Source organism: Alkalinema pantanalense CENA528, from assembly GCF_050753345.1.
GTDB classification, from domain to species: Bacteria; Cyanobacteriota; Cyanobacteriia; order Leptolyngbyales; family Leptolyngbyaceae; genus Alkalinema; species Alkalinema pantanalense.
This window is the reverse complement of record NZ_JBLZFX010000018.1, coordinates 17180-31396: the sequence shown is the minus strand read 5'-3', so window position 1 is coordinate 31396 and position 14217 is coordinate 17180. Positions and strand designations below refer to the sequence as shown.

The window sequence follows — 14217 nt, the reverse complement described above, 5'->3', positions numbered from 1 at the left end:
CAATCAGATGCCAACCAATAAGTGGTCTCTAAATAAATGGCTCCCTAATAAATGGCTCTCTCATGAATCCCCTCTAATTAACTAGCCCCTTACAGTAAATCGTGATACGCCGGATTTTCCTGTAAGGTCTTCAACACCGATTTGATTTCCTGGGTGCGATCCTTTTTCACAATCAGGGTCACTTTGCCATCTCGCACAATCACAGTGTCTTCTAATCCGATCGTCACAATCAGGTCGTCCTCTTGGGTGGCGTAGAACAGTGCGCCGCGAGTGTCTATGCCAACATGGTGCGCCAACTCGACATTGGGATTTTCACTTTTCAGCAGCCGTTCGATCGCGCCCCAATCCCCCAGATCATCCCAACCAAAGGTGACGGGGAGCACGCAAGCCCGTTGGGTTTTTTCCATCAACGCATAGTCGATGCTTTTTTTCGGTACTTCGGGGTAGGCAGCAGTCCCCCCCGCTTCTAACGGTTTGACAATGTCCGGGGCGTGCTGGCGGAGTTCTTGCAGCGCAGTTTTGGCCTGAAACACAAACATCCCCGCATTCCAGCTAAAGCAACCTTGCTGAATAAAGTCCTCGGCGGTGGCCCGATCGGGTTTTTCTGTAAAGCGCACCACTTGGCTAGCGGGATAGGTATTGCCCGTGGTGGATTCGTACTGGGCGATCGGCTTGCCTTGCTCAATATAGCCATAGCCCGTCGAAGCATAGGTTGGTTGGATCCCGAGGGTGACGATCGCCGACTCTTGTAACGCCAAATGTTGTGCTGCCAGAAGCGTTTCCGCGAAGCGATCGGGATCATCAATCCAATGATCCGCAGGGAAAAAGCCGATTACTGCTTGATCTCCGTAGCGTTTAGCCACTTCCAGCGTACTCCACGCCACCGCTGGAGCTGTATCCCGCCCTTCCGGTTCCACCAGCAGATTTTCGGGCGGCAAATCGGGCAACTGTTCCCGCACCCCATCCGCCAAATGCGACGCAGTGACAACCCAGAGGTTTGCCCAACCTTGGGCCGGCTTGAGCAGGCGGTAAGCCGTGGTTTGTAGGAGGCTTTCACCACTACCATCTAGGCTGAGGAACTGCTTGGGGCGATGCTTCCGGCTGAGGGGCCAGAAACGTTCACCCTTTCCACCAGCTAAAATTACGGAAATTAGGGGTTGGGTCATAGTTAATCAACGTTACGTTGCAAGATTAAGAACTTGGGCAGGGCATGGGACACAGACAGCCTAAAACCCATCACAGGGATTCAGCCTTGGATTGAGCGTCTCCCTATAGATTTAACATCCTCAAGATTCGGGAGCAGTCAGGATTTGCCCCCCCATTCGCCCCTATCTTAGGGAAGATGGGACATACGCCTAGCAAACACCAGGATATTTAATAATTTTCCCTAGGTTTCCGCATCTTACGATCGATGCCTAAAGGATGCATGAAGATTGTGGAAAGATTGATTGTAAATTAAGACAAAAGATTATTTTACAAACAGATTTTAATACTAGTCAGTCCATCCCTCAGTCCGACCTAGAGTCCGTCCGTTGTATCGTTCATCTAACATTCCAATCTAAAAATCCCAAGTGGATGGGTGGGTGGATGAGTCGGGGGAACATTTTTTAGCAAATCCTTCAGGCATCCAGTGAAGGGCCGTTATGGATTGCACCATTGAGTTTTAGGGTATTTGTCTTTAAGATTTGCCTTCTGGCCTCTCTAAATCTCGCTGGAGCAATTCCGTTCGAAGAATGCGGAGAACTGTGGAGGTCACGATCGACCACTTTCTCTAGATCTGTTTCCTCTAGATTTGTTTCTTCTAGATCTGTGGCTCTAAGCAACCGATCCTGGAAGCAACTGATCCTGAAAGTAACCAATCGTGATAGGGTAACACCCTTGAGGGCACAGCAGTATTCAGATCTAAAGCTGAACCGATGGAACCCCTAACCGTTGATTTGCTGTCGTCGCTGTCGTCAAAGATGGGAATTCCTGCAGAAACTTTCCAGCAAAAATCCCGTCTAGCTCGTTGTCCGGATCAATGTCCGGATCAATGTCCGGATCAATGGCTCCCACCGGGGAATTTTCTTTACAGGCAAAACATTCATAGGCAAAACGCTAGTGAATTGCTCAGGTAAATTGCTCAGGTAAATTGCTTGGACAGATTACTGGAGTGTGCGATCGGATCTGAAAGTTCAAGATAATTCTAAAGAAATTCGTTAGGATTGACAGGGTTGCTTAGTCGGAACGTTGGATACGTTGGATACGCTAGATTTTCAATGTGGTATGAGGCTTGTGAAACCATTGGCGAACCATTCATCCTCCCAATCTCGTTCTAATCGGGGAAATTCCAACCCATTTGCCCGACAAACTAGCTCGTCGTCCATGGTTCCTAAATGGCGCTCACCCCTGACTCAATCCATTGTGCAAGGGCTATCGTTAGTCCTCACAGCAGTGGCCGCCGCCGGAGCTGGATCCTTCCTGGCTGTCACGATGCCTCTTCCGGGGGCTATTTCCCCCCACGAGGGTCAACGCCTTCTGGGAGATCTCCTCAAAAGTGGTTTTCAGTATCAAATTACCCGCCCCGTGACGGTACTGGTGATGGGGATCGATCGGGTGCCAGATGCGAAGGATGGCAGCGATGGAATTTTTTCTGGCCGCAGCGATACCATGCTCCTTCTGCGCATTGACCCGGAGCAGCAGACGGTGAACTTGCTTTCGATTCCTCGGGATACCCAAGTGGACATTCCCGGCATTGGGGTCACCAAGATTAACCAAGCTAACGCTAGCGGGGGGCCAGCCTTAGCCAAACGGGTCGTGGGCCAGACCTTGAATAATATTGAAGTCGATCGCTACGTGCGGGTCAGTACCGACGCCTTTAAGGAACTGGTGGATCAGTTGGGCGGGGTCAAGGTTTACGTCCCTGAAGACATGTCCTACCAGGACAAAACCCAAAAACTGTTCATTGACCTTAAGAAAGGCTGGCAAACCTTGGACGGTGACCAAGCAGAACAGTTTGCCCGCTTTCGCCACGATAGCTTTGGGGACATTGGCCGGGTTCAGCGGCAGCAAACACTACTGAAGGCGCTGCGATCGCAAATTAGTTCGCCATTGGTGTTTCCCCGTGTTCCAGGCATTTTAAGCACGATGCAAAAGCACATCGATACCAACCTCAGCTTTGAGGAAATGCTGGCCTTGGTTAACTTTGGCCTCAAGTTGGATCAAAAAAACGTCAAGATGGTGATGTTGCCAGGACGGTTTAGTGGGCCCAACGAATTTCGTGCCAGTTATTGGATCATGAATGATGCTGGACGTGATCGGGTCATGCAGCAGTACTTCGATCAAGGTACTAGCGCGTCCGAAGAAACCTCGATCGCTAGCCTGCGCATTGCGGTTCAAAATGCCTCCAGTAATCCCGAGGCGAGCAAAGAGGTGATTGGGGAATTGCTCCAGTTGGGCTATACCAATGTTTTTACGATCGAACCCTGGTCAGAGACACAAAAACAAACTCAAATCATTGTGCAAGGTGGCCAATTAGAATCAGCGGAGACGCTAAAACAGATGCTGCGGATGGGGACTGTAGACGCCAGTTCCACCGGGGATTTGGAGTCTGATTTAACGCTCCGGATTGGGGAGGACTGGAACTCCCACAAAACCACAGGTTCAGACAAAGCCAGCCAATCCCGCTAACGCTGTATGCACCATACTGTTTTAACGATCTAGATTGCTCCAGCCCCAAAATAAGCTGCAACATACCCGTTTAAACGCGGAAAACACCTTAGCACCTGGAAATTCCCGCCATAATGAAAGCAGCATGTTTCGAGGGCTCCTATGTCTCGTACTCACTCTTTCACTGAAATTTTTGCAGGCTTTTCGTCGGGTAATGGCTTTTTTTCTGGGCGCTCATGGCTCCATCGACTCCTGATGGCGGGGGTGATTTTTCTTTTGGCGATCGCCCTCGTTTTACTAGACGGCAGATCGTTGGCCCTGGCCCAATCCAAAACCATTAATTACTCCAGCACAGATCTAACAGGCCGAGACTTCTCCAAAGAAGATTTGGAAGGGGCGGTCTTTGTGGGCGCAGAGCTGCGTAATGCCATCTTCCAAGGTGCAAACCTCAAGGGCGCGATGTTTACGAAAGCCAATCTGTTAGGGGCTGACCTCAGCAATGCTGACTTAACCGATGCCCTCCTCGATCGAGTGACGTTCTACAAAGCCAATTTGCACAATGCCGTCCTAACGGGAGCAACGATGACCTTGACCATTATGGATGAAGCGGATGTAACCAATGCCGACTTTACCGATGCCATTGTCGATCGCTATGTCGTGAAACAATTGTGCGATCGAGCTACGGGCAAAAATCCTATTACAGGGGCTGATACAAGGGAGAGTTTGGGTTGTCGTGAATAGCAGGAGGCTCAAATTCTAGTACGCGAAATTATAGTAGGGAGATATACTGTTTAAAGGTACGCAAATCAATGCTTAAAGAAGATATTTTCAAGATATGAATTAATACGGATTATTTGCTGCGAAATTGCCTATTTTCCCGAAAACACTCGCTTCATCATTCTGGTAGTTCTGTTATCTAATTGTTTCATTATCAACAAAGTTGATTTATTCATTAAATGGCACTGATTTAAGTCTAGTTTGAAAGCTGAGTTCCTTGACCAGTTGAACTCTGGCGATACTAGTTTTACCCTATGTCATGCCATGCATTTATAAGTTGATTCAGATGCCATTCCCTTGCGTCGATCGACAATTGATTAAAAATAATAGGGGGCATTCCTCCCAACATTCTTAATTCCCTCCTATCAGTCTTGGTAGTAGTCAATTGCTTGGGAGGGAAGAAAGGCGATTTAAATGATTTGCGTTGAACATCCGCAACCTAGGGTCACTTAGACGGGGTGAAAGTCAATCTATTTAAGACGCTCATAGAAGAACCCAACTCAAGAAATTAACTGAAGAAATTAAAAGTTAAACCTAAAAATTACCCAGTTAGAAGTTACAACCAAATTAGAATTTTCAGTTTGAGGACTATTTGGTACTTAATTAATTCACTAGAAAGAAACTTGTACTGAACTTTAGAAGGACTTTATCGAGGTGTGATAAGGTTTACTAATCTATATCAACAGCTGATGTATCAATTGCACCATCAATTGATCATTGGCTTCCCCTCGTGTTTTCAGGGAGTGCAAGTCGTCTCTTGAAGGAGTGTGCTGGTAATAATGATGATGACAAAACGTGCAGAGGATTCAGCCATCGATCATTCGACTCGGGACTTGACAGATTCAAAACAAGGACATAGATTTCCCTTTATGGCTGTTCTACGCGAATTAGTAAGGACCTATCAAGCGTTTTGCATTGTTGACGAGCCCCACATTCGTTCGCTGGGCTTAACATCTCCCCAATTTGATGTGATCTGCACCCTAGGCAATACCGAAGGCATGATGATGCACGAGCTAGCGGCTAAAACGTTAGTCACGAAGGGAACCCTCACAGGAATTGTCGATCGTCTGGAAGCCAAAGGTTTGGTGCGCCGTGAAGTTCCTCCGAACAATCGTCGCTGCTTCATCGTTAAGTTAACCCAAGAGGGTGACCGTGTTTTTCAGCGCGTGTTTCCGGAACACATGATGTTCTTGAAAGAACGGTTCGATCAATTGAATGAAGCCGACTTGGCAGGCATTACCTCCGCATTACAAAAGTTACGATCGATTTTCCAGCCGATCGATTCAGCCAAAGATTAATGATTGGGTCAGCCTACTATCCAGTAATTAATCAATTCATAACAAACCGTTCATTAAACATCATTTGTCAGTCAGGATTCAGGAAGCCAATCACTGAGTTAGTTCCCATTGAGGGTTTGCACGGTAATAACCTGTGGGGGCGTCGCGTCGGGAGGATAGAGAAAATCAAACTGAACCAAACGCCGTTCCTGCGATCGTAAATTCATGAGGATCAAGGGTTCCCCAGCCTGTCCACGACGTTGCACCAAATGAACATCTCGCAATTGCGGTAATCCATCATCATCGGTATAGCGAAGGCGCACCGCCCCCCGGAAAAAGACCTGTCGAGGGAGGGGGTTAAAAAAGCGCAAACCCTGTTGAGTATCTTCGCGTTTGAGAGGCGTTTCCACCATAATTGCAACTGCTTGCGTGCGATCGCTGGGATTCACCAAGGGCAAGGTTAGGCTATAGCGTACTGTGTAATTGCCGTGGGATTGGTAGGCAGTATCGGGATAGCGAACCAGCATTTTAGCGCTTTGATTTTGCTGAGTCCCTAGGGTGCCACGATTCAGCAAGCTGAGACCATAGGAGAACGTATTTCCGGGTTGGGGGATCGTTAAAGTTGTCTGACCTGGATCGGTAATGAGCCCTTTCCATTCTGCGCCCAAAGATACACCCGCGACTCGACCGTAGATGACCTGCCCCGTGGTTTGCTCGATCGGCGTGGGAACCCGATCTCGCGGAGTAGAGAGTTCACCTGTTTGGAGTAGATCAGCCCATTCTGACAGGGTGGGAGGCCGTTCTTGGCCATTGGCGTCATCCTTGGCAAAAAGTGCCAGGCTCGCAATATACACGGGGCCAGTACTGCGTAATTTCAGGAGACTAGATCGGCCATTTAAGGGAGGATTTAAGGTTTTCACCGGAATGGGCAGATTCATCAACATTTGACTCTCGCCCGGTGCCAAGGTCAGCGTCGGTGGAAAAATGTCCTGGCGTTTACCTCTCAAGACATCTTGGGTAATGCGACTACCAGGCCCAGAATAGACCTTGCCTTCGGGCGTATTGACGTAGGGCGGCAGATCGATGAAAGGGGCATCGGGCTGGCTCAGGTAACTGGCGGCTTGCAACAGATCGATCGTCACAGGCTGGGAACCTGGATTTTGCACCAAAATTCCGAGGTAGAGGGTTCGCAGGTTATCGGGTGTGCCTTTGGCAATGTGGTGGGCAAACAGGTCAAAGCGTCCCGAAAAAGCGTAGTTGAGGTGGGCCTCGGGGACTCGCTTACCCGCCTTGGGAAAGGTAGACAGAAGAATACCTTCCTTCAACACCAATTCCGGGCTGTTGCTGTTAAAAACGGGGATATTATCCAATTGCCCCGGCAAACTGCGCATTTCTTGGGGCCGTAAAATTTCCCGTGGGGTGGGAGCCGGGGTTGCTTGAGCCACAATGAGACCAGAAAGAAAAGACAGCATAGACTCGACTGGAAGAACACATTCCACAATACATCCCACAATACCCAACGCAAGATAGGAAAATCAATCGATCGCGCCACTGCCCCGATCCCATTAAGAATCGCAGGGGTGATTGGCAAGCATTAGACAGGCCCGTCGCAAAACAAGTCAGTCGGTTCTAGCGGCAGCATTCACGCAGCATTCATGAACAATCATCAACAACTATCAACAATCATCAACAGCCCAAGGGCATAATGAGCCAATATTTCAAACTGGCACACCGGGTTAGAAATGTCTTTTATGATTCCTGTAGCCCACTTTAGTTTTTACAGTGGTTTTGAGTTGGTTTTTCGGTTTCTGCCCCCTGGATGATTTCTGTGCTCTGGAGCCCCCACCATGACTGACGTTTTTATCTCTTATTCCCGGAAGGATAAGCCTTTTGTCCAGCAACTCCATGGAGCCTTGGCACAGCAGCAGCGCGATATTTGGATTGACTGGGAAGATATTCCGATCGCTGCAGATTGGTGGCAAGCGATCGAGCGTGGCATTGAATCTGCCAATATTTTTCTGTTTATCCTAACGCCTCACTCCATTGTCTCTACGGTGTGTAAACAGGAAATTGATCATGCCATACAGTGCAATAAGCGTTTGATTCCAGTCGTTCGAGATGACCAATTCGATGCCCAACTCGTTCATCCTGCCGTCAGCCGCCACAATTGGCTCTTCTTCCGAGAGTCCGATGATTTTCAGCAGGCATTTCAGGATCTCACCCGAACGATCGAAACGGATTGGGATCATGTTCAACAACATACTCGATTGCTGGTTAAGGCGATCGAATGGGAACGCGATCGGGATGACAGCTTTTTACTGCGGGGTAAGGATCTAGAAGCTAGTGAACAATGGTATGCAGAATCAGAAAATAAAGATCCCAAACCAACGGAACTTCAACATCAATATATTACTAAAAGTCGTATTGTAGAATCTGCAAATCAACGCCTTACAGAGATTGGACTGCGGGCCAAACGAATTATCCAAACCAGTACGGTGGTTTCCTTAGGAACGATCGTACTGGCAGGGCTAACATTATTTTTCACGGTGCAACAGGCGCGGCAGGAAGTTACTCAACTCAACCAAGATATTGCTAGAAGAGAGCTGGAAATTGACGTATTACGGGCACAATTAGCCCGCGACACCCAAACAGCAAGCCAGGAATTGAAGAAACTAGGATTTTCCGATGAAAAAATCCAAACCTTACAGCAAGCCCCCCCAGAGGTACTGGCTCAGGAATTTCAGCAGGCAAAGTTAGCCGACGATTGCTACCAGAAAACCCTCAAGCAGTTGCAACAACAAGTCAATGAGAGTCAAGATAATGCTGTCGCTGGAACAGCGCAGAAAATTTCGAAAGATGTCGAAAAAACTGCATCATTGCCTCGTTCAACTGCGGCGGAAGCAGTGAAGCCTGCCAACAAAAATAATGCAAAACCCATCCTCGATCGCAGACAACCCATTCAATTGCAATATACCCCGATCGGAATTGATGCTCAGCATTTCAAAACAGTATTTACAAAGCTAGGTTTTGACCAGCAAATTCAGCCTATATTGCCATCAACTCAACCCCCTAATACCATTCTGTATGGTTCTCAAGTCAGCATTGAGGACGTTAAAATTGTTGCATTTGCATTTATTCGAGCAGGCATTATTATCCGATCGATCCAGCCTCTATCCCCGGAAAATCCTAGTGTTAGCAATCAGAATAAGGGAGACAACTTAATTAAAGTAGTTGCGGATACTCGCTTTAATAACGCCGATCCATTAGGTGCAACTACAATCCTACAAAAAGGCTTGCCACTACCGTAGTGATTCATTTGCTCTATAGTGATTCATTTGCTCCATATTGGTCTATCACTATTACAGCGATTCGTCCTAACTATAATGGTACTACTCAAGTGAAGTCATCCTGTTCTAGTCACATCATCCTAGGTAATTGTCTTTAGAAATTGTCTTTAGAATTTGTTAGACAGGCAATCATTTAATTTTCTCTGACTAGTTGCACCATGAAATTAGTCTATTAAGTTCTTTTGAGCCCAAAGCGCTGCTTGGGTTCGATCGCGCATTCCCAATTGGCTTAAAATCCGCGTAATGTGATTTTTGACTGTTCCTTCCGTTAGGTGTAACGTTTGCGCAATTTCGCGATTGTTATAGCCTTGGCCTAGCAACATCAGCACATCAAGCTCCCGTTCACTAAATAAGTGACGATGGGATTCTTTACTGGCTGGAGTGGGATTAATTTGGGCAAAGACCTTAGGCGCGATCGTGGGGCCAAGCTGACTATGCCCTTGATGGAGAGAACGAATTGCGTTTGCGACTTGGTTCGATGGGGTACTTTTTAGTAGATAGCCCATCGCACCCGCTTGCAAGGATTGCCAAATATATTCATCTTCATCAAACGTTGTCAGCACCAAAATGCGAATCCAAGGATAGCGCTGGTGGATCTCTTGAGTGGCTTGTACCCCGTCACAAATGGGCATCCGCACATCCATTAAAATCACGTCGGGCTGGGACGCGCGGCAAAAGTCAATCGCTTCTTGACCATTTCCCGCTTGACCAACCACTTGCAAATCCTCTTCGATCGTCAACAGTGCAGCTAACCCTTGACGAAATAAATCTTGATCATCTACTAATAACAGACGAATCATACTTAAATAAACTAATTCAGAAACAGCTTACAAATCAATCCAATGCTTACAACCAGTAATTAGTTATTCCTGCCATGATCATCAGAATACTGGAGATATTTTTTTTAGCCGAAGCACAATCAGCCCTTTGGGCAATACCAGCCAACCAGTTCATAGAACAACAGGGAGATTCTGCGGAGAGACTGCTACGAGGAAGGATCATCGTAATTTCAGTTCCTTGATTAGGGCTACTTTTAATCTGAATTTTGCCACCCAAGGATTCAATGCGTTCCTGCATTCCCCGCAGGCCAAACCCTGAATAGGGCAAGCTTGTATTAAACCCCACTCCATCATCGGAAAAGGATAAATAAATTTCCTCTGCGGTGGTTTGACTGTTGAGAACAACATGGTTGGCCGCAGCGTGTTTATGGACATTCATCAAACTTTCTTTAATGACACAGTACAGTTGATGACTGGCTTGGAGGGGTAAGGGCGGCAGATCAAGCTGTGCCTGAATGGTAAAGGAGTTATGCTGACGGGTTTGTTCCACCAAGGCCATGACGGCTTCGTTGAGATTGACGGTGGACGATCGCAGGGTTTGCAGGGCATGGCGGACATCTTGCAGGGATTGACTGGCAAGTTGTTTGGCCGTATCCACCGCTTGCAGGGAGACTTGCGGATCCCGATCGCGCATCTTTTGAGCAACTTCCAGTTGAATATCAAGGGTCGTTAGGGTGTGGCCAAGGGAGTCATGGATTTCCTGGGCAATGCGAGTGCGTTCTAGGGTCGCAGCCAGGATTTCCACTTCCTGGGCTAGAGTTTCTGCCCGTTGGCGGCTTTTGTACTCAGCGACGATCGCATAACTAAACAGCAACACAAAGACACTTGCCGTGATATAGGAGCCGGTATAATTAATAACACTACTAAAGACCAGTTTATTAATATCTTGAGGTTTATTCAGTTGTTGAATGAATTCAATATTTTTAGGGAACAGCATTATTTGGAATGGCAGCCAAAAACAACCAATTCCTAGAACGGTAATTGCAACGTCACGACGACTCAGTAGAAAACAACTTTTAGCAATCAATAAATACAATAAAATATCAAAATTAAACCCCGCCAATTGACAGGCAAAGACTAATAAAAACTCAATAAAAACGTAGCTACGGCGTTGCCATGCAGACTGATCTAAGGGCATCCCAAAGCTCATAGCAGTTACCAGCCCTAGGAAGGGAAATATCATCCAAGTCGGCAACCAATTCCAGGAAGTCAGCGAGGGCGTGACCAGCAGGATCACCAAGATGACGATCAAAACCGTCCACTCGACATAGCGAAGAATGCGGCGGATGGAGGGTGAGGTGGACACCCGTTCGGTCATGGAGGCGGAAGGTGACATTGCTCAACAGACCTCAAGACGGAGGAAAAATTTTGTGTAGGAATCTTTTGCCATCCTACCGCAGTTCCCCTAGAGGTGTCGCTTAAGTCAGGTGTCGCTTGGGTTGATTTTCGGAAGCATGACTTTAGTCATAGATTTTGATGACGATCGGGGGAAGCACTCACTCAACAAATTGAGTATCTTATAGAAGCATATTCAGAGGATCAAAGTTGAACACGATCGCAAGGCTGATTTCCAGCAGGGCGGTCGTTTTTTTTATTAGACCGCCTTCAATGCTAGCAGGCTCTAGAGGCGTAGCTAGTTTTCGAGTAGCTAGTCTTTGAGCACCTAGTCTTCGACCCACTAGTTTTCGACCAAATAGTCAGTGGCCACATAACCACGCAACCCATCCGAAGTCACCACTTCTGTCCATTGCCCAACGGTACCGACCTCGGTCACGATCGCGCCGTTCGATAATTTAGCTACAACTTCAGTCCCCAACTGAGGTTTCACTCGCAGGTTCAAGGCTGTCCCATCCACCGTTTTCACACGGTAGGTACGTTCTGACGAATTGGCGGATTGGGCCTCTGCGGCTTGATTGGCTCGTGTGCTGTTGGCCAGCCGCTGCGCTGCTGCTGTTAGAGAAGGAGATGCCGTATTACCATTGCGATCGACCAGGTATTGGGCGGAGACCCAGCCTCGAATATTTCCAGGAGCCGAAACCTCAAGCCACTCACCACTACGATCGCTGATGTGCATTAAAACCTGGGTGCCATTGGGAATTGAACCGACGATCGTCGCGTTAGTTGAAATATCAGCCCGAACATTCAACGCCGAGCCATCGTTGGTATTCACAAAGTAGGTATTGTCATTTGTGCCTTCTGGGGAGGAGGCTGGGGCACTTTGCGGAGACTGGTTAGCCACTTTGCTGGGAGAGGCGGGGCTAGTCGCAGTCGGTGCAGAGGCAGCCGGGGAGGCGGGGTTGGGGGCGGCCACCGCAGCGGCATTGTTGGCAGCAGCACTGTTGGAGGGTGCATTTTCCGTCGCAGCTGGTTGCTGAGGGGAATTATTACTATTAGCATTGGATGCGGAACGCTCTCCACCACAGCCAACGGTGAATAAGCCTAACGCCACGATCGTTGCAACAATGGGAAATTTCATAGGGACTAGATGGTTGTAAATGATTACAAATTTGAGCACGGGATTCCTTTGAATATCTTTAGGGTTCCCTGTCATGGCTCAAAAACTTGATATCACAATCTAACTACAAGCTGATTCGTCAGTTTGCAGCAAACCGTAGTTAGAGATATTTGGTTCACAAATGGTAGATAGACATTAGGGCGTTGTAACAGAAGAAGAACAAAAACACTAGATTGCTGCAAGCTGAAATAGACGTTTTGGAGACTCAGCGAATTGCAGATCAGAGAGAGTGATTGCTGGTTTAGCAGAAATTGATTATTGCTTCTAATAAATGTCGCAATCCTGAAGTTGAGCTTTTAATCCAAGTAAAGCTTAATTTTGGGGTATTGCAGTATGTCATGGGATCATGAAGAATGTCTTGCCTACCTGGAGCAAGTTAGGTGGCAAGGAACACCTCGATGCCCATACTGTGGCTCGACACATTCAACTCCTATTCACAAGGAAAGACGATACCATTGCAATGAATGTTTTAATTCATACAGTGTGATTGTAGGGACACTATTCCACAAGACCCATTTAGACTTAAACCTTTGGTTTCAGGCGATTTCCCTAGTTCTCCATGCCAAACGTGGTGTAACGGTGCGCCAGCTTGCTCGAATCATCAATGTTAATAAAAATACAGCCGCTTCCATGATTTCACGGATTGAAGCAGCACGATCGACCCATCCCGAATTGTTAAAACATATCGTAGATTTTTGCCAAGATAAGAACTAGAGATTCATGATTTACTAGAAGAATAGAAAATATTTAGGTGCATAGTGATGAGCTTAGCGCAACATTATCACAACGTGTTCCAACGTTTGACTGGGAAAAACTCACTGTGGAAATTAACCGCTCTTTGCTTGGCAATGGTTATTTCGGGAAGTATTGTGTTGTTCGATCAGATTAACTCTGTTAACAATCAAGTTAAACAGTTAAATGCTAAAATTGAAAAGATTGAGCAAGAAAATTACCAATTATTTGATCAAATAGTCAAAGCATCTAAAATATTAGAGCAATCTAAAGACCTAAAACAGGATGTTCTAGCTTTTAGCCAACAACTGCAGACCCTACAGTTAGATAAAGCTCAAGGATCTCAAAATATAACTGATTCAAAATCTACAGAGAAAGAATTGTTAGAATTTTCCAAGAACTACAATAAGGATTTACTAATCACAGTATTTTTTGCACTATTAGGAACAGTTGCAACAATTGCTCTAGCTGTATTTGGCATTAATTTTTTTGCAAATATATTTTCTAGAGAGCAAGATCGAGAACTCGTAAAAAATGCAATGGAAAAATTGCTGAATCTGGAATTAAGGAAAGTGTATCGACAACAAGATCGATTTAAACGAGAACAGCAGGAGCAACAGAAAATCGTTGTAGCAATCCATCACCAAGTTAATAGTCTGAATCGAATAATTCAGTGGCTAGAGTATGAATTGACAACTATTACGTCAGAAATGGCTTTAGAAGGAAGCCACCTAAGCTATCCAATTGCTTTGCAAGAAAAGAGTAGAGGAATTTGCATCTTAAGTAATCTTCTTCAAGATGTTGAGGGTGAAAAAGATATTAACAACCAATTGAAAGAGGAATTAAAATCTTTATGTAGTATGCTTGAACAACTTTTAGGTGAAATTGAGAAACAAGAACTGTCTAGTGACGATCAACAGAGACATAAAAAAATAAGAAGACTGTTGGTCGACAGAGTAAATAATTACATTACTAAAGCATCAACATTGGATTATGAAGAAATTCAAGTGATTAATAGTCGCTTAAAAGAACTTGAGAGCGCTTAAACTTGAATAGATTTTGCATAGCCTATTTTAGGGGGA

The 14217-nt window shown here is 46.4% G+C and carries 12 protein-coding genes and 1 pseudogene; 7 read left to right on the top strand and 6 right to left on the bottom strand.

All coding sequences use genetic code 11. The annotated features are described in order from the left end of the window. Window positions 1–89 precede the first annotated feature (89 nt). Together ACN4EG_RS08240 and ACN4EG_RS08235 are read right to left on the bottom strand one after the other, a co-directional pair. The gene (locus tag ACN4EG_RS08240) at window positions 90–1166 is read right to left on the bottom strand and encodes a mannose-1-phosphate guanylyltransferase (RefSeq protein ID WP_431628858.1); all 1077 of its coding nucleotides are present in this window, start codon (window positions 1164–1166) and stop codon (window positions 90–92) included. A 736-nt stretch (window positions 1167–1902) separates the two neighbouring features. Beyond that, complete coding sequence (locus ACN4EG_RS08235) at window positions 1903–2055, bottom strand: hypothetical protein (protein WP_431628857.1); 153 nt, start codon at window positions 2053–2055, stop codon at window positions 1903–1905. 309 nt (window positions 2056–2364) lie between these two features. On the opposite strand from ACN4EG_RS08235, the gene ACN4EG_RS08230 reads away from it, so the two are divergent. The 3 genes from ACN4EG_RS08230 to ACN4EG_RS08220 all read left to right on the top strand — a co-directional run bounded on the left by ACN4EG_RS08230 (window position 2365) and on the right by ACN4EG_RS08220 (window position 5723). Continuing rightward, complete coding sequence (locus ACN4EG_RS08230) at window positions 2365–3669, top strand: LCP family protein (protein WP_431628856.1); 1305 nt, start codon at window positions 2365–2367, stop codon at window positions 3667–3669. Window positions 3670–3810: 141 nt separating this feature from the next. Further along, entirely contained in the window at window positions 3811–4389 is a 579-nt protein-coding gene (locus ACN4EG_RS08225) for a pentapeptide repeat-containing protein (RefSeq protein WP_431628855.1), read from the top strand. A gap of 905 nt (window positions 4390–5294) precedes the next feature. After that, entirely contained in the window at window positions 5295–5723 is a 429-nt protein-coding gene (locus ACN4EG_RS08220; RefSeq protein WP_431628854.1) for a MarR family winged helix-turn-helix transcriptional regulator, read from the top strand. Between the two features lie 98 nt (window positions 5724–5821). On the opposite strand, the gene ACN4EG_RS08215 is transcribed toward ACN4EG_RS08220, so the two are convergent. Beyond that, window positions 5822–7174, bottom strand: coding sequence for a DUF3370 domain-containing protein (locus ACN4EG_RS08215; RefSeq protein WP_431628853.1), 1353 nt, complete (start codon window positions 7172–7174; stop codon window positions 5822–5824). A gap of 375 nt (window positions 7175–7549) precedes the next feature. Here ACN4EG_RS08215 and ACN4EG_RS08210 point away from each other — a divergent pair, with 375 nt between their 5' ends. After that, window positions 7550–9010: a toll/interleukin-1 receptor domain-containing protein gene (locus ACN4EG_RS08210; RefSeq protein ID WP_431628852.1), complete on the top strand. Its 1461-nt coding sequence runs from the start codon at window positions 7550–7552 to the stop codon at window positions 9008–9010. Window positions 9011–9213: 203 nt separating this feature from the next. Here the strand turns inward: ACN4EG_RS08210 and ACN4EG_RS08205 are convergent, their stop codons facing one another. From ACN4EG_RS08205 to ACN4EG_RS08195, 3 genes are all read right to left on the bottom strand, one after another. After that, entirely contained in the window at window positions 9214–9849 is a 636-nt protein-coding gene (locus ACN4EG_RS08205; protein WP_431628851.1) for a response regulator transcription factor, read from the bottom strand. A 46-nt stretch (window positions 9850–9895) separates the two neighbouring features. After that, window positions 9896–11224 (bottom strand): sensor histidine kinase, encoded by a 1329-nt coding sequence (locus ACN4EG_RS08200; protein ID WP_431628850.1) that lies wholly within the window; start codon window positions 11222–11224, stop codon window positions 9896–9898. A 342-nt stretch (window positions 11225–11566) separates the two neighbouring features. After that, complete coding sequence (locus ACN4EG_RS08195; protein WP_431628849.1) at window positions 11567–12364, bottom strand: SH3 domain-containing protein; 798 nt, start codon at window positions 12362–12364, stop codon at window positions 11567–11569. A gap of 372 nt (window positions 12365–12736) precedes the next feature. On the opposite strand from ACN4EG_RS08195, the pseudogene ACN4EG_RS08190 reads away from it, so the two are divergent. The 3 genes and pseudogenes from ACN4EG_RS08190 to ACN4EG_RS08180 all read left to right on the top strand — a co-directional run. Next, window positions 12737–12859 (top strand): annotated as a pseudogene (locus tag ACN4EG_RS08190) (transposase); the annotation flags it as partial. A 27-nt stretch (window positions 12860–12886) separates the two neighbouring features. Continuing rightward, complete coding sequence (locus ACN4EG_RS08185) at window positions 12887–13117, top strand: hypothetical protein (RefSeq protein ID WP_431628903.1); 231 nt, start codon at window positions 12887–12889, stop codon at window positions 13115–13117. A 47-nt stretch (window positions 13118–13164) separates the two neighbouring features. Then, window positions 13165–14181 (top strand): hypothetical protein, encoded by a 1017-nt coding sequence (locus tag ACN4EG_RS08180; protein WP_431628848.1) that lies wholly within the window; start codon window positions 13165–13167, stop codon window positions 14179–14181. Window positions 14182–14217 lie beyond the last annotated feature (36 nt).

What these genes read in the sequence shown, in the direction of transcription:
- ACN4EG_RS08215 (WP_431628853.1), bottom strand. Translation starts at nt 7,174, where the DNA reads ATGCTGTCTTTTCTTTCTGGTCTCATTGTGGCTCAAGCAACCCCGGCT.
- ACN4EG_RS08240 (WP_431628858.1), bottom strand. Translation starts at nt 1,166, where the DNA reads ATGACCCAACCCCTAATTTCCGTAATTTTAGCTGGTGGAAAGGGTGAA.
- ACN4EG_RS08195 (WP_431628849.1), bottom strand. Translation starts at nt 12,364, where the DNA reads ATGAAATTTCCCATTGTTGCAACGATCGTGGCGTTAGGCTTATTCACC.
- ACN4EG_RS08220 (WP_431628854.1), top strand. Translation starts at nt 5,295, where the DNA reads ATGGCTGTTCTACGCGAATTAGTAAGGACCTATCAAGCGTTTTGCATT.
- ACN4EG_RS08210 (WP_431628852.1), top strand. Translation starts at nt 7,550, where the DNA reads ATGACTGACGTTTTTATCTCTTATTCCCGGAAGGATAAGCCTTTTGTC.
- ACN4EG_RS08180 (WP_431628848.1), top strand. Translation starts at nt 13,165, where the DNA reads ATGAGCTTAGCGCAACATTATCACAACGTGTTCCAACGTTTGACTGGG.
- ACN4EG_RS08200 (WP_431628850.1), bottom strand. Translation starts at nt 11,224, where the DNA reads ATGTCACCTTCCGCCTCCATGACCGAACGGGTGTCCACCTCACCCTCC.
- ACN4EG_RS08225 (WP_431628855.1), top strand. Translation starts at nt 3,811, where the DNA reads ATGTCTCGTACTCACTCTTTCACTGAAATTTTTGCAGGCTTTTCGTCG.
- ACN4EG_RS08230 (WP_431628856.1), top strand. Translation starts at nt 2,365, where the DNA reads ATGGTTCCTAAATGGCGCTCACCCCTGACTCAATCCATTGTGCAAGGG.
- ACN4EG_RS08205 (WP_431628851.1), bottom strand. Translation starts at nt 9,849, where the DNA reads ATGATTCGTCTGTTATTAGTAGATGATCAAGATTTATTTCGTCAAGGG.